The sequence below is a fragment of the Nocardia wallacei genome (assembly GCF_029868745.1).
GTDB lineage: Bacteria > Actinomycetota > Actinomycetes > Mycobacteriales > Mycobacteriaceae > Nocardia > Nocardia wallacei_B.
This window is the reverse complement of sequence record NZ_JARWOP010000098.1, coordinates 1-18,246: the sequence shown is the minus strand read 5'-3', so window position 1 is coordinate 18,246 and position 18,246 is coordinate 1. Positions and strand designations below refer to the sequence as shown.

At 69.6% G+C, this 18,246-nt stretch carries 18 protein-coding genes, 1 tRNA gene, 2 pseudogenes and 1 riboswitch; of the genes and pseudogenes, 7 read left to right on the top strand and 14 right to left on the bottom strand.

All coding sequences use genetic code 11. From position 1 onward, the window contains the following. From QH470_RS38210 to QH470_RS07445, 4 genes and pseudogenes are all read right to left on the bottom strand, one after another. Positions 1 to 252, bottom strand: a pseudogene (locus tag QH470_RS38210) (hypothetical protein); the annotation flags it as partial. 10 nt (positions 253 to 262) lie between these two features. Further along, positions 263 to 979 carry a superoxide dismutase[Cu-Zn] gene (gene sodC, locus QH470_RS07455; protein WP_280271535.1) on the bottom strand — a complete coding sequence of 239 codons (717 nt, stop codon included), beginning with the start codon at positions 977 to 979 and terminating at the stop codon, positions 263 to 265. Between the two features lie 126 nt (positions 980 to 1,105). Further along, positions 1,106 to 1,660 carry a LytR C-terminal domain-containing protein gene (locus QH470_RS07450; RefSeq protein WP_280271534.1) on the bottom strand — a complete coding sequence of 185 codons (555 nt, stop codon included), beginning with the start codon at positions 1,658 to 1,660 and terminating at the stop codon, positions 1,106 to 1,108. A 39-nt stretch (positions 1,661 to 1,699) separates the two neighbouring features. Next, on the bottom strand, positions 1,700 to 2,020 hold the full coding sequence (locus QH470_RS07445) for a nucleoid-associated protein NapA (protein WP_280271533.1): 321 nt from the start codon (positions 2,018 to 2,020) through the stop codon (positions 1,700 to 1,702). A gap of 147 nt (positions 2,021 to 2,167) precedes the next feature. On the opposite strand from QH470_RS07445, the gene QH470_RS07440 reads away from it, so the two are divergent. The 3 genes and pseudogenes from QH470_RS07440 (at position 2,168) to QH470_RS38430 (ending at position 4,557) form a co-directional block, all read left to right on the top strand. After that, a complete protein-coding gene (locus QH470_RS07440; protein ID WP_280271532.1) occupies positions 2,168 to 2,758 on the top strand; it encodes a peptide deformylase in 591 nt (196 codons plus the stop codon). Further along, a complete protein-coding gene (locus QH470_RS07435; RefSeq protein ID WP_280271531.1) occupies positions 2,748 to 3,710 on the top strand; it encodes an N-acetylglutamate synthase, CG3035 family in 963 nt (320 codons plus the stop codon). Before QH470_RS07440 ends, QH470_RS07435 begins: the two co-directional genes overlap by 11 nt. A gap of 32 nt (positions 3,711 to 3,742) precedes the next feature. Further along, a pseudogene (locus tag QH470_RS38430) lies at positions 3,743 to 4,557 on the top strand (exodeoxyribonuclease III). A gap of 15 nt (positions 4,558 to 4,572) precedes the next feature. Here QH470_RS38430 and QH470_RS07420 read toward each other — a convergent pair. Then, positions 4,573 to 5,211, bottom strand: coding sequence for a hypothetical protein (locus QH470_RS07420; protein WP_280271529.1), 639 nt, complete (start codon positions 5,209 to 5,211; stop codon positions 4,573 to 4,575). A 69-nt stretch (positions 5,212 to 5,280) separates the two neighbouring features. Beyond that, positions 5,281 to 7,107, bottom strand: a complete 1,827-nt coding sequence (locus QH470_RS07415; protein WP_280271528.1) for an acyl-CoA dehydrogenase — start codon at positions 7,105 to 7,107, stop codon at positions 5,281 to 5,283. Positions 7,108 to 7,337: 230 nt separating this feature from the next. Here QH470_RS07415 and QH470_RS07410 point away from each other — a divergent pair, with 230 nt between their 5' ends. Together QH470_RS07410 and thiC are read left to right on the top strand one after the other, a co-directional pair. Beyond that, positions 7,338 to 7,964, top strand: coding sequence for a TetR/AcrR family transcriptional regulator (locus QH470_RS07410; RefSeq protein ID WP_280271527.1), 627 nt, complete (start codon positions 7,338 to 7,340; stop codon positions 7,962 to 7,964). 67 nt (positions 7,965 to 8,031) lie between these two features. Continuing rightward, a riboswitch (TPP riboswitch) is annotated at positions 8,032 to 8,159 on the top strand. Further along, positions 8,153 to 9,805 (top strand): phosphomethylpyrimidine synthase ThiC, encoded by a 1,653-nt coding sequence (gene thiC, locus QH470_RS07405; protein ID WP_280271526.1) that lies wholly within the window; start codon positions 8,153 to 8,155, stop codon positions 9,803 to 9,805. (Overlaps the previous riboswitch by 7 nt.) A 104-nt stretch (positions 9,806 to 9,909) precedes the next feature. On the opposite strand, the gene QH470_RS07400 is transcribed toward thiC, so the two are convergent. Further along, on the bottom strand, positions 9,910 to 10,308 hold the full coding sequence (locus tag QH470_RS07400) for a VOC family protein (protein ID WP_280271525.1): 399 nt from the start codon (positions 10,306 to 10,308) through the stop codon (positions 9,910 to 9,912). 78 nt (positions 10,309 to 10,386) lie between these two features. Further along, complete coding sequence (locus QH470_RS07395) at positions 10,387 to 11,028, bottom strand: TetR/AcrR family transcriptional regulator (protein ID WP_280271524.1); 642 nt, start codon at positions 11,026 to 11,028, stop codon at positions 10,387 to 10,389. A 159-nt stretch (positions 11,029 to 11,187) separates the two neighbouring features. Between QH470_RS07395 and thiD the strand changes: the two genes are divergently transcribed. Together thiD and QH470_RS07385 are read left to right on the top strand one after the other, a co-directional pair. Further along, on the top strand, positions 11,188 to 12,033 hold the full coding sequence (thiD, locus tag QH470_RS07390; RefSeq protein ID WP_280271523.1) for a bifunctional hydroxymethylpyrimidine kinase/phosphomethylpyrimidine kinase: 846 nt from the start codon (positions 11,188 to 11,190) through the stop codon (positions 12,031 to 12,033). 74 nt (positions 12,034 to 12,107) lie between these two features. Continuing rightward, positions 12,108 to 13,346 (top strand): bifunctional glycosyltransferase family 2/GtrA family protein, encoded by a 1,239-nt coding sequence (locus tag QH470_RS07385; RefSeq protein WP_280271522.1) that lies wholly within the window; start codon positions 12,108 to 12,110, stop codon positions 13,344 to 13,346. Positions 13,347 to 13,386: 40 nt separating this feature from the next. Here QH470_RS07385 and QH470_RS07380 read toward each other — a convergent pair whose 3' ends face one another. From QH470_RS07380 to QH470_RS07355, 6 genes are all read right to left on the bottom strand, one after another. Continuing rightward, a complete protein-coding gene (locus QH470_RS07380; protein WP_280271521.1) occupies positions 13,387 to 13,524 on the bottom strand; it encodes a hypothetical protein in 138 nt (45 codons plus the stop codon). A 129-nt stretch (positions 13,525 to 13,653) separates the two neighbouring features. Beyond that, positions 13,654 to 13,726 (bottom strand) — tRNA-Glu (locus QH470_RS07375). 81 nt (positions 13,727 to 13,807) lie between these two features. Further along, positions 13,808 to 14,437 carry a TetR/AcrR family transcriptional regulator gene (locus QH470_RS07370; RefSeq protein ID WP_187685628.1) on the bottom strand — a complete coding sequence of 210 codons (630 nt, stop codon included), beginning with the start codon at positions 14,435 to 14,437 and terminating at the stop codon, positions 13,808 to 13,810. A 7-nt stretch (positions 14,438 to 14,444) separates the two neighbouring features. Then, positions 14,445 to 15,224: an enoyl-CoA hydratase family protein gene (locus QH470_RS07365; protein WP_280271520.1), complete on the bottom strand. Its 780-nt coding sequence runs from the start codon at positions 15,222 to 15,224 to the stop codon at positions 14,445 to 14,447. Positions 15,225 to 15,267: 43 nt separating this feature from the next. Then, positions 15,268 to 16,428 (bottom strand): acyl-CoA dehydrogenase family protein, encoded by a 1,161-nt coding sequence (locus tag QH470_RS07360; protein ID WP_280271519.1) that lies wholly within the window; start codon positions 16,426 to 16,428, stop codon positions 15,268 to 15,270. Between the two features lie 3 nt (positions 16,429 to 16,431). Continuing rightward, positions 16,432 to 18,246, bottom strand: a 1,815-nt coding sequence (locus QH470_RS07355) for an ATP-binding protein (protein ID WP_280271518.1), incomplete at its 5' end; no start/stop codon positions are given.

Here is an 18,246-nt window from a genome sequence, read left to right as displayed (position 1 = left end):
GGGGCCGCCCCCCCCCCCGGGCGGGGGGGGGGCCCCCCCGCGCCCGCGCCGGGGGGTGCCCCTCCCGGTGGCGGGGGTGCCGGGGGGGGTCCGGGGGGGCCCCGGCCGCCCCCCGACGGTGTCGAAGACCGCTGCCGCGGTGTTGGAGAGATTGCGGGTGTTCTTGTCGACCAGCGCGATCTCCCACTCGACCCCCAGCGTGGGGCGGGGCGAGCTGTTCCAGTGAACTTTTCCGACGCCGGCCCCACCCATGGCAACCGCGCTACCCGATGACGCCGCAGGCCACCCGGCCGCCCGCGTCACCGGTCGCCAGCGTTTCGGCGTCCGGGCCGGCGGTGCCGTTGGCCTGGGTGTATCGGCTGGGGACGTTGCCGAAGTTGTCCGCTCCGGCGTGGATCATCAGGGCCTTGCCCTTCAGTTCGTCCAGGGTCACGGCGTCGGTGGTGGTGACCAGCTTGGCGGTGCCGTCCTGGCGCACCTCCAGCGAGGTCAGGTCGCCGCTGGCCGGGTGCGAGTTCTGATCGCCCACCTGCAGATGGCCGCCCGCGGACAGGAAGTCGCCGGCCGGGCCGCCGGCCGGCGCGGTGGAGTTCGCCTCACACTTGCCGACCTGGTGCACGTGCAGGCCGTGGAAGCCGGGCTTGAGCCCGTGCGCCTCGACCGTGATCTCGAGGTGGCCGCCCGACTTGACCACCGACGCGGTACCGACCTGGACCCCGGCGGGATCCTTGAGCTGCACCGAGACCGAATCGCCCGGGGTGGCGCTGTGCTCGGTGCTCCCGTGCCCGCTGCCGCCGTGCTCGCCGGTGCCGGTGGCCTCGCCGCCGGGCGCCGCCGAACCCGTCCACACCGGCGGAGTGGTCCCCTTGACGTCACTCGATTCCTGGCTGTTGGTGCAGGCCGCAAGGCCGAACACCGCGACCGCCAGCACCGGGGTCACAGTCCACCAGGACGGGCGACGAGTTGTGGACGGGGCCATCGGGGAACTCCTTTACGAGTACCGAGTTTACGAGTAATGCCGTGTGGACGAATTCGTTACCGGTCAAGATGATGCCAGAGCCGTTACGCCGTGGAGCCGTGGGGCCGGGTTGGTAGAGACGACCGTTCAGTTCCCTGTGACGATGACGATCACGCCGGGCGGATTGCTCGCGATCCCGGCGAATCGCGGCTCCGCCGAGACGCCGAGTTCTTCGGCGACCTCCTGGGCCGCGGCCCGCTCTCCCGGTGAATTCCCGTAGTAGACAGTGGTTTTCGGGATGACCCCGCCCGGATAGTTGCCGGTCTCCGCGATGGTCCAGCCGTCGGCGGACAGCTGACCCGCGGTCCGCGCGGCCAGACCCGCGACCGTGCTGTTGTTGAGCACGTGCACGGGCACCGACTTGGCCGCGGCCGGTGTCGTGCTGGGAGCGGTGGTCGTCGTCGTGGACGACGTGGTCGTGGTGGTCGTGTCGGCGGCCGAGGTGGTGGCGGGCTTGGACGACGTGGTGCTGGTGGGCCGGCCCTGCGTCGCCTGTCCCTGCGTCTCGGTGTCCGAGGCCGTGGACTCGGAACTCGACAGCGACATCGCGCCGAGGCCGGCGAACACGATGGCCAGTGCGATCAAAACCATCGCGAGCGCTCGCAGCGGCGGTCCACCGGAGGGCGGATTGGGGTTGCTCACCTGGTCGACCCTAGTCCTAGGCGGGCGTGCACGCCCGCATCACACCTGGAAGCCCAGCCGCCGGGCGGCGCGGGCCTTCTGCCGGCTGGCCCGCAGCCGTCGCAGCCGCTTCACCAGCATCGGGTCGGCGGCCAGCGCCTCCGGCTTGTCGACGACGGCGTTGAGGACCTGGTAATAGCGGGTGGCCGACATGCTGAACAGCTCGCGGATGGCTTCTTCCTTGGCGCCCGCGTACTTCCACCACTTGCGCTCGAAATCGAGAATCTCGAGTTCGCGACGGGTGAGTTCGCCGGCGACCTCCGCACCCGTGGAAGAGCTGTCCTCGCTTGCGGAAAGATCACGTGCCGCTGCGCTGTCCATATCGCTCCCTCGCCGAGTTACAACTGACGACTCGACGCTCATTCAACCATGAACGCGAGCGATGCCCGCTGCGTCGCACGGCGTGTCGGCGTCGCCGACGTGTCCGTCGCCGTGCCCGGTTCGGGCCTCCGCGTAAAGTGACCGACCATGGCGATTCTCCCGATCCGCATCGTCGGCGATCCGGTTCTGCACCATCCGACCCAGCAGGTCACCAGGTCACCGGAGGAACTCGCCGAACTCGTCGCGAACATGTACGAGACCTTGGACGCGGCGCACGGCGTGGGGCTGGCGGCCAATCAGGTGGGTGAGCCCCTGCGGCTGTTCGTCTACGACTGTCCCGACGTCGGCGCGGACGGCAGCATGAACCGGCGGCGCGGCGCGGTGATCAACCCGGTGCTGGAGACCTCGGAGATCCCCGAGACGATGCCGGATCCCGACGACGACGAGGAGGGCTGCCTGTCCGTGCCGGGCGAGCAGTTCCCCACCGGACGCGCCGAGTGGGCGCGCGTCACCGGGACCGACGAGCACGGCAACCCGGTCGACATCGAGGGCAAGGGCTTCTTCGCCCGCATGCTGCAGCACGAGGTGGGCCACCTCGACGGCTTCCTGTACGTGGACGTGCTGGTCGGGCGCAACGCGCGGGCGGCGAAGAAGGCGATCAAGCGAAACGGCTGGGGCGTACCGGGTTTGAGCTGGCTCCCGGGCACCGTGCCGGATCCGTTCGGGCATGACGACTGAACCGCCCGGCATACCGCCCGGCCGGCGGGTGGTGGTGCGGTACCGGCTGCCGGAGGGTTATCCCCAGCAGTTCACCGATGTGATCGGCGAGCTGGTCGCGCTGGACCCGCCGACCGTCCGCACCGCCGACGGTCAGACGGTGGCCATCGCGGCCGATCGCGTCGTGGCGCTGAAACCGCTGGGGCCCAGGCCGATTCGGACCCGCGAGATTCGCGCGCTGGAGGCGGCGGCCTGCGACGGCTGGCCCGGCACCGACCGCGCCGTGCTGGACGGCTGGGTGCTCGCCGCCGGGCACGGATACACCAATCGCGCCAATTCCGCCGTGCCGGTGGGTAGTTCGGAATCTCCGGCGCAGGTCCATCCGGAGACGCTGCGCCGCATCGGCGAGTGGTACACCGGCCAGGGCCTTCCGCTGCAGTTGCGGCTGCCCGACCGGCTGGCCCCCGTGCCGTCCGGCTGGCGGACCTGGGGCCATACGCGCGTACTGGCCATCGATATCGACAACTTGGTACTGCCGCAGGGTCCCTCCATGGTGCGGATCGACGCAACGCCGCACGCGGGCTGGCTGGAGCTGTACCGATTCCAGGGCGAGGACACCGTGCCGGTGCCCCCGCCACAGCCGGACGAGGCGGTGCTGACCGCGGTGCGCGACGGCGAGATCGGTTTCGCCGCACTGGGTTTGCCCACCGCGCTGGCCGTGGGGCGCGGCGCGGTCACCACCGCGCCGGACGGCCGCCGCTGGGTCGGGCTCACCTGCGTCGCCGTGGCCGCCCCGCACCGCCGCCACGGCCTGGGCACCCTGATCTGCGCCGAACTCGTTCGCTGGGGCCACCGGCACGGCGCCACCCACGCCTACGTCCAAGTGGCGGTGGACAATACGAGTGCGCAGGCGATGTACCGCGAGATGGGCTTCGTCGAGCACCACGACTATCGCTACGCGGCCCCGGCCTGACCGGGCCGCACCCAGGCAAGGAGAATGTGGCGGTGCGATTGGCTACCTGGAACGTGAATTCGATTCGTTCCCGCCTGGATCGGGTGGTGGACTGGCTCGACGATGCCGATATCGACGTGCTGGCCATCCAGGAGACCAAGTGCCGCGACGACCAGTTCCCGGCGGAACAGTTCGAGGAGGCCGGGTACGAGGTCGCGCACGTCGGGTTCAGCCAGTGGAACGGCGTGGCCATCGCCTCCCGGATCGGCCTCGAGGAGGTGGAGATCGCCTTCCCCGGCCAGCCCGGATTCGACAAGGACGCCGAGACGTCGCTGCTCGCCGCGCCGGTGGTGGAGGCCCGCGCCCTCGGCGCCACCTGCGGCGGCGTGCGGGTGTGGAGCCTCTATGTGCCGAACGGGCGTCCCTGGCCGACCCGCACTACACCTACAAGCTGGAATGGCTTGCCGCCCTACGTGATACCGGAGCCCGCTGGCTGGCCGAGGACCCCGAGGCGCAGATCGCGCTGGTCGGTGACTGGAACATCGCGCCGACCGACGCCGACGTGTGGTCCCCCGAGTTCTTCGCGGGCAGAACCCATGTGTCGCAACCGGAACGGGACGCCTTCAACGCCATCGCCGAGGCCGGTTTCACCGATGTGATGCGGCCGTTCGCTCCCGGCCCCGGCGTCTACACGTACTGGGATTACACGCAGTTGCGCTTCCCCCGCAAGGAGGGCATGCGCATCGATTTCATCCTCGCCTCCCCCGCGCTGGCGGCGCGCACCACGGACGCGACGGTCGACCGCGAGCAGCGGAAGGGCAAGGCGCCCAGCGATCATGCGCCGGTGGTCGCCGAGTTCGCCGACTGATTGCCGGGGAGCGGGTCAGGCCGGGCGGGTCTTGATGGCGTCCTGCGAGATGAACACGTCGTAGCTGCCCGCGGCGGCCACCACCGCGTTGCCGTACACCGAGCGCACGAACGGCTTGGTGTACCAGGTGTTCTGCTGCATCTGCTCGTAGAAGTCGCGGTCGCTGCCGTTGAGGAAGATGTGATTCTGCCTGGGGGCATCGCCGTCGAAGCGCTCACCGAACAGGCGAGCCACCTGATACCCCGAGTGGAAACCGAGCGTGTTCACCCAGTGCTCGAGTTCGACGATATTGGCCTGCAGGACCCACAGATCGCCCTCGACCCGATGCTTCTCGTGCCGGTCGGAGTGATTGCCGTCGCCGTACAGAGTGAGTTCGATATCGAGGGTGTGCGGCTGTCCGTCGACCGGTGTCGCGACCACGTGCGCGGCCTTCACCTCGCCGGTCAGCCCGAGATAGGTCTGCAGCAGGGTGGTCACCCAGAGGATGACCACCGCCACCAGCACCAGCACCAGCGCCCCGGCGCCGCGACCGGCCAGCGCCCGCCATCCGACCCTGCGTGCCCTGACCACCGCGCTGATCACGAGCACCACGGCGACGACGAAGAGCACCACCAGCAGGGCCTGGATCCAGCCGAAGCTCACCGGAAAGACCATGCGGTAGTTGTACCCGCAACCCCGGGCGCGCCGTAACCGCCGAATGTGTCACGAATCGGGAACGGAGGTTCAGAACGCGGCCTCGTCCAATTGCATGATGTCGTTGTCGAGGTTCTCCACCACCGCGCGCACGCCGCTCAGCAGGGGCAGCTTGTTCTTCGCGAACCACGAAGCGACGCCGATCTTTCCGGCGTAGAAGCTGCGATCGCGCTCCGACGGCCCGGCGTCCAGCGCGGCCTGCGCCACGGCGGCCTGCGCGAGCAGCCGCCAGCCGATCACCAGATCGCCGGTGGCGTAGAGGAATCGCACCGAGCCGAGGCCGACCTTGTAGATCTCCTCCGGATCCTGTTGCGACGCCATCAGATACCCGGTGAGCGCGGCCGCCATCGCCTGCACGTCCCCCAGCGCCGCGCCGAGCAGCTTGCGCTCGCGCTCGAGCCGGGCGTCGCCGGAGTCGGCGAACTGCTGGATCAGCCCGGCCACGTGGGCGAGCGCCGTCCCCTTGTCGCGAATGATCTTGCGGAAGAAGAAGTCCTGCGCCTGGATCGCGGTGGTGCCCTCGTACAGCGAGTCGATCTTGACATCGCGGATGTACTGCTCGATCGGGTAGTCCTGCAGGTACCCGGATCCGCCGAGGGTCTGCAGCGATTCGGTGAGCGTCTCGTAGGCCCGCTCCGATCCACAGCCCTTGACGATCGGCAGCAGCAGGTCGTTGACCCGTGCCGCGAGTTCCGGGTCCGCGCCGAAGTTCGCCTGTGCCACATCGTCGTTCTGGTAGGCGGCGGTGTACAGGTAGAGCGCGCGCAGGCCCTCGGCGTACGCCTTCTGCGTCGCGAGGCTGCGGCGCACGTCGGGGTGGTGGGTGATGGTGACGCGCGGTGCGGTCTTGTCCGTCATCTTGGTGAGATCGGCGCCCTGCACGCGAGTCTTGGCGTACTCCAGCGCGTTCAGGTATCCGGTGGACAGCGTCCCCGCCGACAGCACGCCCACCATCATGCGCGCGTTCTCGATCACCTTGAACATCTGGGCGATACCGTTGTGCACCTCGCCGACCAGGTAGCCGACGGCCGGTGTCGCGCCGCCGTAGGTCAGTTCGCAGGTGGGCGAGGACTTGATGCCCATCTTGTGCTCGAGGTTGGTGACGTACACGCCGTTGCGCTCGCCGAGCGCCATCGTCTCCCGGTCGAACAGGAATTTCGGCACCGCGAACAGCGACAGGCCCTTGGTGCCGGGACCCGCGCCCACCGGCCGCGCCAGGGTGAGATGAATGATGTTGTCGGCGGTGTCGCCCAGGTCGCCGCCGGAGATGAAGCGCTTCACGCCCTCGATGTGCCAGGTGCCGTCGGGCTGCTCGGTCGCCTTGGTGCGGCCCATGCCGACGTCGGACCCGGCGTCCGGCTCGGTGAGCACCATCGTTCCGCCCCAACGGTTTTCCCACGCGTGCTGGGCCCAGCGCTGCTGCTCCGCGGTGCCCTCGTGAAAGAGCACGGTGTGCATGAGCGGGCCCATATTGAAGAAGCTCGCCGAATTGTTGGCGGCGACAAGCATTTCCTGCGTCGCCCAGACCAGGGCCGACGGCGCGGTGACGCCGCCCATCTCCGCCGGCATGCCCAGCGCCGACCAACCGGCCTCGTTGACCGCGGCGACGGTCTTGCGCAGGGCGTCCGGCACGATCACCGCGTGCTCGGCGGCGTCGAACTGCAGCGGGTTGCGGTCGGCATCGACGAACGACTCGGCGACCGGCCCCTCCGCCAGCCGCAGCACCTCGGTGAGCATCCCCCGCGCGGTCTCCGCGTCCAGATCGCCGTAGGCGCCGTCGTCCAGCAGCGCCCCGATTCCCAGCACTTCGAACAAGTTGAACTCGATATCCCGAAGGTTCGCCTTGTAGTGCGACACGGACCGGCCTCCTCGACTGGGTCGAATAGCAGCGTGTGCCGGCTCTCCGCACACGCCGGTTGATGTTGTCCCTGGAGGTTGCCGTACGGCTGTCCGGTTACGCAACCGTAGGCTGCGGACGACGTAACCACATCTAAGTGTCGATTTGCCAGAGATATGCCGGAGATCTGCCGAATTCCGGCGGAAGCGATCCGGCAGGCTGCGGCATTCCCGCTGATATCTTGGTCCGCATGGGTTCCGATTCGGCAGTGCGGCCGCGGCAGCGTGCGCAACATCTCGGGCCCGAACGGCGCCGGCCACAAGTGCTCGACGCCGCCTTGCGGATCGCCGTCGAGGACGGCATCGCGGCCATCACCATCGCCGCCGTCGCCGAACGCATGAGCGTCACCCGCCCGGTGGTCTACGCCTGCTACGCCGACCGGGTCGAACTCATCGACGCGCTGCTCCAGCGCGAGGAGTCGTATCTGATCAGCGGCATCATCGCGGCGCTGCCGCGACGGCGGGTGGCGGCCGACGAAGAGGTGTTCGTGGAGGGCTTCCGCGCCCTGCTGGAGACGGTGGCCGCCCGGCCGGACACCTGGAAGTTGTTGTACGGCAACCCGGATCCCGCGGTCGCGAGTTCGTTCGGACGCGGCCGCCTGCTGGCCGTGCAGCGCTGCACCCGTCGCCTGCGCCCGACCCTGCACGCCTGGGGCACCGCCGACGCCGAACGCAAACTCCCGGTCCTGGTGGAACTGTGGGTCTCGGCCGGCGAGGGCGCGGTCCGCACCCTGCTGACCGGCGACGGCCCGTGGACCCCGCAGGATCTGGGCGCGTTCGTCGGCGCCGCGGTGTACCGGGCCCTGCGCGACGCCTGACCGCGAGCGATCCGTACGGTCCGGCCGCGCGAAGCGGCGGTGGCATGTACCCTCGGCCGAGACAACTGCACATGCCTACGGGGGCTCGCACCAGCGGGCTGAGAGGACGGCTAGCCCTTTTCGGGCGACTCAGGGCCGTCGACCGTTCGAACCTGACCGGGTAATGCCGGCGTAGGGAGGATTGTTCAATGCCATCGAAGCATGCCGTGACGACCGTCGACACCGTCACCACCGGCCCGATTCAGGGCAGCGTCAAGCACTACCAGGAGGTCGACGCGGACGGCGCCGCGCTGCGCATCCCGGTCCGCCGGATCAACCTGACCAACGGCGAGCACTTCGACGTCTACGACACCTCGGGCCCGTACACCGACGACGCCGCCACCATCGACGTCGAGGCCGGGCTGCCGAAGGTGCGCGACGGCTGGTCCAAGCCGGACGTGGCCGGGCCGCCCACCCAGCTGGCCTGGGCGCGGCAGGGCATCGTCACCACCGAGATGCGGTATATCGCCGCGCGCGAAGGGGTTTCGCCGGAACTCGTGCGCGACGAGGTGGCCGCGGGCCGCGCGGTGATCCCGGCCAACCACAACCATCCCGAGTCGGAGCCGATGATCATCGGCAAGAAGTTCGCGGTGAAGATCAACGCGAACATCGGCAACTCGGCGGTCTCCTCGTCCATCGCGGAGGAGGTGGAGAAGATGGTGTGGGCCACCCGCTGGGGCGCCGACACCATCATGGACCTGTCCACCGGCAAGAACATCCACGAGACCCGCGAGTGGATCCTGCGCAACTCGCCGGTGCCGGTCGGCACCGTGCCGATCTACCAGGCGCTGGAGAAGGTGAACGGCGATCCGACCCAGCTGACCTGGGAGATCTACCGCGACACCGTGATCGAGCAGGCCGAGCAGGGCGTGGACTACATGACCGTGCACGCCGGGGTGCTGCTGCGCTACGTGCCGCTGACCGCCAAGCGCGTCACCGGCATCGTCTCCCGCGGCGGGTCCATCATGGCCGCGTGGTGCCTGGCGCATCACCAGGAATCGTTCCTGTACACGAATTTCGCGGAGCTGTGCGAGATCCTGGCCCGCTACGACATCACCTTCTCCCTCGGTGACGGCCTGCGTCCGGGCTCGATCGCCGACGCCAACGACGCCGCGCAGTTCGCGGAGCTGCGCACCCTCGGCGAGCTGACCAAGATCGCGAAATCCCATGGCGTGCAGGTGATGATCGAGGGCCCGGGCCACGTGCCGATGCACAAGATCGCGGAAAACGTGCGGCTGGAGGAGGAGCTGTGCGAGGAGGCGCCGTTCTACACCCTCGGCCCGCTCGCCACCGATATCGCCCCGGCCTACGACCACATCACCTCGGCGATCGGCGCCGCCATCATCGCGCAGGCCGGGACGGCCATGCTGTGTTACGTCACGCCGAAGGAACACCTGGGCCTGCCCGACCGTGACGACGTGAAGACCGGCGTGATCACCTACAAGATCGCCGCACATTCCGCCGATCTCGCCAAGGGCCACCCGCGGGCCCAGGAGCGCGACGACGCACTGTCCAAGGCGCGCTTCGAGTTCCGCTGGCACGACCAGTTCAATCTGTCGCTGGACCCGGACACCGCCCGCGAGTACCACGACGAGACGCTGCCCGCCGAACCGGCCAAGACCGCGCACTTCTGCTCGATGTGCGGGCCGAAGTTCTGCTCGATGCGCATCTCGGCGGATGTGCGCGAATACGCGGAGCGGCACGGGCTGACCGACGTCGAGGCGATCGAGGCGGGCATGTCGGAGAAGTCCGAGGAGTTCGCGCAGGCGGGCAAGTCGGTCTATCTGCCGATCGTGTCGTAACGCCGCTCTCTGTTGGCACTGCTCCGTCGGCCCTGTGGAGGCCGGGGTCCCGCCTGGCCCCGGCTTCCGCTGGGCCGATGGAAAGCCGTGCGCCGGTAGCGAATTCAGGCGCGCGCGGAGATCTGCTGGATGCCCCAGCTGTTGCCGTCGGGATCGTCGAAGAACAGGAATCCGACGTTGTCGAGGGTCCCGTCCGGGCTGGGCGCGACCTCTTGGATGTCGCCGGGATCGAAGCCGCGCTCGACGAGTTCGGCACGCGCCCTGGGCAAATCGGCGACGACGAGTTGCAGGCCCTTCAACGCGCCGGGGTCCATCTTGGCGAAGCCGCGTTCCCCGAGGACGATCGAGCAGCCCGAGCCCGGCGGCGTGAGCTGCACGATGCGCGAGCCGTCGCCGATCGGGGTGTCGTGATCGACGACGAAGCCGAGCCGGTCGCGGTAGAACTCCTTGGCGCGGTCGATGTCCGAGACCGGCACGATCACCACCTCGAGTGTCCAGTTCACTGGCGTTCCCTTCGTTCGCGCGACACCGGTACCCCTGTCGACGGTGTACCGGGGCGAAACTCGTCGCCGGGACGTACGTTATCCGCGCGGCCGCCAGCGATCGGCGAATTCGCCGGGTTCCGGTGGCGGACCGGGCAATTCGCCCGTGGCGGCCAGGCCGTCGATCAGCATCGCCAGCACGCGGCGGCGCAGCTGCGCGGTGCGCTGCGGGTCGGGCAGCGAGATCGCCGCGCACGCCTCCAGGACGAGCCCGAAATCCGAGGTGGTCACGCCCGCGCGCAGGCGGCCGGAGGACCGGGCGCGGCGCAGGATCTCGTCGTTCAGTGTCCCGGCGCGCCGCACCTCGGGCAGGATCGACTCGTCCGGGGTGAAGGTGCCGGCCAGCCGGACGGTCAGGGAGTGCACGTCCGCGTCCACCACCCGGCGCAGGAAATCGACCAGCACCGCCCAGTCGTCGCTCAGCTCCAGGGCCGCGGCCGCCTCCTCGTTGTACCGGCGCAGACCGTCGTAGCAGAGCGTGCGCAGCAGCACCTCCTTGCTCGGATAGCGGCGGTAGAGCGCGCTGATCCCGACACCCGCGCGCTCGGCGACGGCCGCGATCGGGGCGCCGGCATCGGCGAGGAACACGGTGCGAGCGGCGTCGAGGATGATGCCGTCGTTGCGGGCCGCCTGCGCCTTGCGGCCGGGCAGCGGTTTGCGGGAGTCGGCTGTCTTCGGCATGGGTTCAGGATATCACCGAAACGGAATGATCCGTTCTGTATGTTGACCCTGTCGGCCTGCGCGGTCACAATTCGCCACCAGACGGCAGAAAGTGCCACGCGGACGGGAATCGTGACCGCGCAGGCCGGGCGCACAATCGCGGGACCGTAGGGTTATCTCGTGCGACTGTTGCCATTGACTCCCGAGGGCCGGACCCCTGTCCGGGCGCTCACCATCGCCGGGACCGATTCCGGCGGCGGCGCCGGTATCCAGGCCGATTCCCGCACCATGGCCCTGCTGGGCGTGCACGCCTGCGTCGCGGTGGCGGCGGTGACGGTGCAGAACTCGCTGGGCGTCAGCGGTTTTCACGAGATCCCGCCGCAGACCGTCGCCGACCAGGTGCGCGTCGTGGTCGGCGATATCGGCATCGGCGCGGCCAAGACCGGGATGCTGGCCTCCACGGCGATCATCGAGGCGGTGGCGGCGGTGTGCCGCGAGCTGGGCATCGGCCGCGACGGCTCGATTCCGCTGGTGGTGGATCCCGTGGCGGCGTCCATGCACGGCGACCCGCTGCTGCACGCCTCGGCCCTGGACGCGCTGCGGCACACGCTGATTCCGCTCGCCACGGTGGTCACCCCGAACCTGGACGAGGTGCGGCTGCTCACCGGCATCGAGGTCACCGACGACCGCACCGCGCGCAAGGCCGCCGAGGCGCTGCACGCGCTGGGCCCGCGCTGGGCGCTCGTGAAGGGCGGGCACCTGCGTTCCTCCGACTTCAGCACCGACCTCTTGTTCGACGGCGAGCGTTTCCACGAACTGTCCGCCCCCCGCATCGACACCGGCGACGACCACGGCGGCGGCGACACCCTCGCGGCGGCCACCGCGTGCGCGCTGGCCCACGGCTACGAGGTGCCGGAGGCGATCGCCTTCGCCAAGGAGTGGACCACGCGCTGTCTGAAAGCGGCCTACCCGTTAGGCACGGGCCACGGCCCGGTGTCGCCGCTGTGGCGGCTCAGTGAGCACTGACCTGTAGGGCGCTCCCAGGAACCTCCCAGGCCGGGCGCAGCCGTGCCGCAGGCTGGTGGCCGATCTTCGATGTCATGACCGACACAGCGACGGCCGCGCCGGCGGCGGAACCGGCCGGTGCTCTGGTGACACCGGTGCTGGACGTGGTGATTCCCGTCTACAACGAAGAACGCGACCTCGGCGTGTGCGTGCGGCGACTGCACGCCTTCCTGAGCGCCGGATTACCGTTCTCGGCGCGAATCACCATCGCCGACAACGCATCCACCGACAGCACGCTGCAGGTCGCGCACCTGCTGGCGGACGAACTCGAGCATGTGCGCGTGGTCCATCTGGACCGCAAGGGCCGCGGCCGCGCACTGCGCGCGGTGTGGGAGGTCTCCGACGCCCAGGTCGTCGCCTACATGGATGTGGACCTGTCGACGGATCTCAATGCCCTGCTGCCGCTGATCGCCCCGCTGGTGTCCGGGCATTCGGATCTGGCCATCGGCACCCGGCTGGCGAAGTCGTCGCGGGTGGTGCGCGGGCCCAAGCGCGAGTTCATCTCTCGCTCCTACAACCTGATTCTGCGAGCCTCGCTGCAGACCCGATTCTCCGACGCCCAATGCGGTTTCAAGGCGATGCGCACCGATGTCGCGCGCCGGGTGCTGCCGCTGGTGCAGGACGGCGAGTGGTTCTTCGACACCGAACTGCTGGTGATCGCCGAGCGCGCCGGGCTGCGCATCCATGAGGTGCCGGTCGACTGGATCGACGACCCGGACAGCCGCGTCGACATCGTCGACACCGCCCGCAAGGACCTGCTGGGCGTGTGGCGGGTGGGCCGGGGTCTGGCCACCGGCGCCCTGCCGATCAACGAGCTGCGGGCGGCGATCGGCCGCGAACCGCTGGTGGACGGCGTCCCGCTGGGGATGGTGGGGCAGCTGGTGCGGTTCGGCATCATCGGCGTGGCCTCCACGCTGGCCTACATGCTGCTGTATGTGATCCTGCAGCCGTTCGCAGGCCCGCAGGCGGCGAACTTCCTGGCGCTGCTGCTCACCGCGATCGCCAACACTGCCGCCAACCGTGCCTTCACCTTCGGCGTGCGCGGTTCGAATTCGGTTGTGTCACACCATATTCAGGGCCTGCTGATCTTCGCGTTCGCCTGGCTGCTGACCGGCGGCTCCCTGTTCGCGCTGCACCGATGGGCGCCCGGCGCGCCGGTCCATGTCGAACTGTTCGTCCTCGTGGTGGCCAATGCCGTGGCCACGCTGTCGCGATTCGTCGCGCTGCGCTGGGTCTTCCGGAACGCGGTGACCGAATCGAACACGGCGCGGTGACGGCTGTGCCCGCCGCAAGGGCGGGCACGGTCACCGGCGGCTACCTCCGCTTGCCGTTCTCGGTCGCGGCTTCGATTCCGGAACGGTCGGCCGACTTGGTCTTCTTGTCCGCTCGTTTCTCCTTGAGGGACTTCCCGGACTTCTTGGACATGGTCTGACGCGGAGATTTGTCGGACATGCGGGTCCTTTGTTCGGCAAGACCTGAGCGGTCCTGGTACCTCGACGGTACGGCAAGCAGACGAATTCCAAGGACACACCGAATATTTCGAGAAAAAGGGCCGTGCGATAAGACGCACGGCCCACGATGTAGCCCCGACGGGATTTGAACCCGCGCTACCGCCTTGAGAGGGCGGCGTCCTAGGCCGCTAGACGACGGGGCCAGGACTCGCCTCCGATCGAGGAGGCCCGGCAAGCTTAACGGGTGCGGGCTCGCGGACCAAATCGCCGGACGGATCGGTCACTCAGCGCGGCGTGGTGAGCGCCGTGTGCAGAGTGGCCGACCACTGCTGGACGATCTCCTTGCGACGGGCCGAGTCGTCGGTGAGCACGTCGGCCAGGCCGAGGCCGCGCGCCAGGTCCAGCGTGGCCTGCACCAGATGGTGGGCGACCGGGTCGGAGTCGTCGACGCCCAGCGCCTCGACCGCCATGCGATGCGAGACCCGGCCGAACCGCGCCTCCAGCGGCACGATCCGCTCGCGCAGGGCGGGATCGGCGGCGGCATGCGTCCAGACCTGCAGGGCGGCCTTGAACAGCGGGCTGGTGTAGGACTCCACCAATCCGCTCACCACCGCCTCGGTCCGCCCGGCGCCCTCGGCGATCTCGGCCACGGCCAGGGCCTCGGCCTTCGCCTGTGCCATGCGGGTGTCGAACATGTACTCGAGCGCGGCGGTGATCAGCTCCTCCCGGGTCGGGAAGTGGTGCTGCGCCGCGCCGCGCGACACCCCCGCCCGCTCGGCCACCACGGCCACCGTGGCCGCCGCCCAGCCCGTCTCGGCCAGGCAGTCGATGGTCGCCTCGAGCAGCCGCTGCCGGGTGGCCCGGCTGCGGTCCTGCTTGGGTTCGTGGGGCTTCGATTCGTGGTGCGCAGTCATGATCCGCTCATTCTGCCCAGGCGGGCGGGCGGCGCTGGAAGAAGGCCGTCATGCCCTCCACCACCTCGGGTGTGCCGAAGTAACTCGCGGACCGCTTCGCCAGTTCCTCGGCGCCACGGTCGAATTCGGCCAGCAGCGCGGCATTGACCAGCCGCTTGCTCTCGGCCAGGCCCTGCGGCGAGCCCTGACGGAGTTCGCCGCGCAGCCGCTCCACCGCGGCGGCCGGATCGTCGGCGGCGAGGGTGATCAGGCCGATCCGCTCCGCCTCGGCCGCGTCGAACTTCTCACCGGTCTGGAAGTAGCGCGCGGCCGCGCGAGGGCTCATGCGCGGCAGCAGGGTGAGCGAGATCATGAACGGCGCCAGCCCGATTCGCGCCTCGGTGAGCGCGAAGCTGCTGTCCCGCCCCGCCACCGCGATATCGCAGGCCGCCAGCAGGCCCATACCGCCCGCGCGCACATTGCCGTTCACCTGTGCCAGTACGGGTTTCGGCAAGACGAGGATCGTGCGCAGCACGTCGATCATCCACCGGGTGCGGATGTCCGCGGCCGCCGCGGGATCGGCGTCGAGGGCCTCCTTCAGATCCGCACCGGCGCAGAAGGTGTTGCCGGTATGAGTGAGGACGACCCCGCGCACCCGCTCGTCGTCCCCGGCCCGTGCCAGCGCGGCCAGCAGCTCCCGCACCAGCCGCGCGGACAGCGCGTTGCGATTGTGCGGGGAATCGAGGGTGACGACGGCGAATCGGTCCGCCACCTCGTATCGCACGACGGCGTCCGCCGTATCGCTCATCGTCGTCCCCTTCCTCGATCGTCCGGCTCCGTGCCGCCGTACATCAGTAGGACTTCGGCAGGCCCAGGGAATGCTGGGCGACGAAGTTCAGCACCATCTCCCGGCTCACCGGCGCCACCCGGCCGATCCGGGCGGCGGCCAGCATGCCCGCCAGGCCCACGTCGCGGGTCAGGCCCGAACCGCCGTGCGTCTGGATCGACTGGTCGAGGGCCTTGATGCTGGCCTCGGCCGCGGCGTACTTCGCCATGTTCGCCGCCTCCGCGGCGCCGAAGTCGTCGCCCGAGTCGTAGAGCACGGCCGCCTTCTGCATCATCAGCCTCGCCAGCTCCAGTTCGATCTTCACCTGGGCGAGCGGATGCGAAATGCCTTGGTGCGCACCGATCGGCGTCTTCCACACCTGGCGTTCGCGGGCGTACTCCACGGCCCGGTCGATGGCGTAGCGACCCATGCCGACGGCCATCGCGGCGCCCATGATCCGCTCCGGATTGAGGCCCGCGAACAGTTGCGCCAGCGCCGCGTCCTCCTGACCGACCAGCGCCTCCGCGGGCAGCCGCACGTCGTCGAGGAACAGCGTGAACTGGCTGTCGGGCTCGATGATGTCCATCTCCTGCCGGGTCTTCTCGAAACCCGGGGCGTCGGTGGGCACGATGAACAGCGCCGGCTTCAGCTTGCCGGTCTTGGCATCCTCGGTGCGCGACACGATCAGCACCGCCTCGGCCTGGTCCACGCCCGAGATGAAGATCTTGCGGCCGTTGAGGATCCAGTCGCCGCCGTCGCGGCGGGCGGTGGTGGTGATGTGGTGGGAGTTCGAGCCCGCGTCGGGTTCGGTGATGCCGAACACCATCTTCGCCGAACCGTCGGCCAGCCGCGGCAGCCAGTGCCGCTTCTGCTCGTCGGTGCCGTACTTGGTGACGATGGTGCCGCAGATGGCCGGGGATACCACCATCAGCAGCAGCCCGGCGCCCTGCGCGGCGAGTTCCTCCATCACCAGCGCCAGCTCGTAGATGCCCGCGCCGCCACCGCCGTACTCCTCCGGGAGGTTCACCCCGAGAAAGCCGAGTTGCCCTGCCTCGTCCCACAATTCACTCAGCGGCTGGTTGGCGCGGGCCTTGTCCGAGACGTAGTCGCGGAAGTTGTACTTGGCGGCGAGCTGCGCCACCGCGGCCCGCAGCTGCTTCTGCTCGTCGGTTTCGATGAAACTCATGCCCTACTCCTGGGATTCGGCGTCGGTGGTCTCTTCGGGTCGCACGACCGCCAGCACGGTGCCGACGTCGACCTGTTGTCCCGCGGTCACATTCAGTTCGGCCAGCACGCCGGTGGCGGGGGCGGTGATGGTGTGCTCCATCTTCATCGCCTCCAGCCACAGGATCGGCTGTCCCAGTTCGACCCGGGCGCCGACCTCGGCGGCGACCCGGATCACCGCGCCGGGCATCGGCGCCAGCAGTGAGCCCTCGGCGACCTGCTCGGCGGGATCCTCGAAGCGCGGGAGCCGCCGCACGGTCACCGGCCCCAGCGGCGAATCCACTGCCACCAGTACGGGTCCCGAGCCGGTCGACGGGTACCGGGCGACGTCGAAGCGGCGGCGCACCGGGCCACGCGGGCCGGGTACCGCCAGCGTCACGACATCCGGTGTGGCGTCGAGCAATTCGATGCCGTCGTGACCCTCGACCGTCAGTCCGGTACGGGTGAGCCGATAGCGCACTTCGTGTGTGCCGGTCGTGCGGCTGTCATAGGACTTGGACTGCGGCTGCGCGGGCAAGTTGCGCCAGCCGCTGGGCAGGCCGCCGCCCACGCGGGCGCGCGACCGGTTGGCGGCCGCGTCGGCGAGCGCGGCCGCGACGATGGACAACTCCTCGTCGGCCGCAGAAACCAAAGGCGCGGAAAGGTTTTCCAGGCCGTGGGTGGCGAAGAACGCGGTATCGGTGTCGCCGGCGCGGAACGCCGGATGCTCGAGCACCCGCACCAGCAGGTCGCGGTTGGTGACCAGGCCGTGAATCCGTGCGCGCCGCAGCGCGGCGGCCAGCAGGTGTGCCGCCTCGTCGCGCGTCTCGGCGTAGGAGATCACCTTGGCCAGCATCGGGTCGTAGTGCACGCCGACCACGGACCCGTCTCGCACGCCGGAATCCAGTCGCACCCCGGGCTCGCGCAGGACGGTGAATTCGGCGGCGCGACCGAAATCGAGGCGGTGCACGGTGCCGCTCTGCGGCTGCCACTCCTGCGCCGGATCCTCGGCGTACAGGCGCACCTCGATGGAGTGCCCCCGCATCGGCGGCGGCGCGGCGGGCAGCCGACGGCCCTGCGCGGCCTGCACCTGCAGCCGGACCAGATCCAGCCCGGTGGTGTTCTCGGTGACCGGATGCTCCACCTGCAGCCGGGTGTTCATCTCCAGGAAGAAGAACTCGCCCGCCTCGTCCGCGAGGAACTCCACGGTGCCCGCGCCCTCGTAGCCGATGGCCTCGGCGGCCAGCCGGGCCGCGCGAAACAGCCTGTCGCGCATGCCATCTACCCGTTCCACCAGCGGTGATGGCGCTTCTTCCACCACCTTCTGATGCCGGCGCTGAATGGAGCATTCGCGCTCGCCGACGGCCCAGACGGTGCCGTGGGTATCGGCCATCACCTGCACCTCGATGTGCCGGCCGGTCTCGAGGTAGCGCTCGCAGAACACCGTCGGGTCGCCGAAGGCCGATTCCGCCTCGCGCCGTGCGGCTTCCAGCTGACCCGGCAGCTCCGCCAACGACCGCACCACTCGCATGCCACGACCGCCGCCGCCGGCGGAGGCCTTGATCAGCACCGGCAGCAGCGCGTCCGTGACCTCGGCGGGGTCCAGTTCGGCCAGGACCGGCACCCCGGCGGCGTCCATCATCTTCTTGGACTCCACCTTCGAGCCCATCTGCTCGATGGCGGCGACCGGCGGACCGATCCAGGTCAGTCCGGCCGCGAGCACGGCGCGCGCGAAATCGGCGTTCTCGGAAAGGAATCCGTAGCCGGGGTGGATCGCGTCGGCGCCCGCGGCCAGCGCCGC